At 44.7% G+C, this 847-nt stretch carries 1 protein-coding gene; it reads right to left on the reverse strand.

The window, feature by feature from the left end:
* A partial coding sequence (gene tuf, locus DRV96_RS17785) for an elongation factor Tu (RefSeq protein ID WP_119293616.1) occupies positions 1-788 on the reverse strand: 788 nt, incomplete at its 3' end.
* Between the last annotated feature and the right edge of the window lie 59 nt (positions 789-847).

Genomic DNA, 847 nt, shown 5'->3' on the forward strand with positions numbered 1-847 from the left:
CGGAACATCTCAACACCGGTTACGGTTGTTTTCGTAGTTTCTTTGATACCTACGATTTCAACTTCTTCACCTGATTTGATGATACCACGTTCAACACGGCCTGTTACTACCGTACCACGACCAGAAATTGAGAATACGTCTTCGATTGGTAATAAGAACGGTTTATCAATTGCACGCTCCGGCTCTGGAATGTATGTATCTAAGTGGTGTGCTAACTCAAGAATTTTTTCTTCCCACTCCGGCACGCCGTTTAACGCTTGTAACGCTGAACCACGTACGATTGGTGTATCGTCACCTGGGAAGTCATATTGAGAAAGAAGTTCACGTACTTCCATTTCTACTAATTCTAATAACTCTTCGTCATCTACCATGTCGCATTTGTTTAAGAATACGATGATGTATGGTACGCCTACTTGGCGACCTAATAAGATGTGCTCACGAGTTTGTGGCATCGGACCGTCTGTCGCTGCTACTACTAAGATTGCACCGTCCATTTGCGCCGCACCGGTAATCATGTTTTTAACATAGTCCGCGTGTCCCGGGCAGTCTACGTGTGCGTAGTGACGTGTTTCCGTATCGTACTCAACGTGTGATGTGTTGATGGTGATACCACGCGCTTTCTCTTCCGGCGCATTATCGATTTGGTCGAATGCACGAGCCGCACCACCGAAGTGTTTTGATAATACGGTAGTGATTGCTGCTGTTAAAGTTGTTTTACCATGGTCAACGTGACCGATTGTACCCACGTTTACATGGGGTTTTGTACGTTCAAATTTTTCTTTAGACACTTTGATAGCTTCCTAGAAATAAGCCTCCGCCCTATTGCCGAGGCTTTAGTTAAAAAGAT

Origin of the sequence: Azohydromonas sediminis (genome assembly GCF_003574675.1) — a bacterium.
In the GTDB taxonomy this organism is placed as follows: Bacteria; Pseudomonadota; Gammaproteobacteria; order Burkholderiales; family Burkholderiaceae_C; genus Calidifontimicrobium; species Calidifontimicrobium sediminis.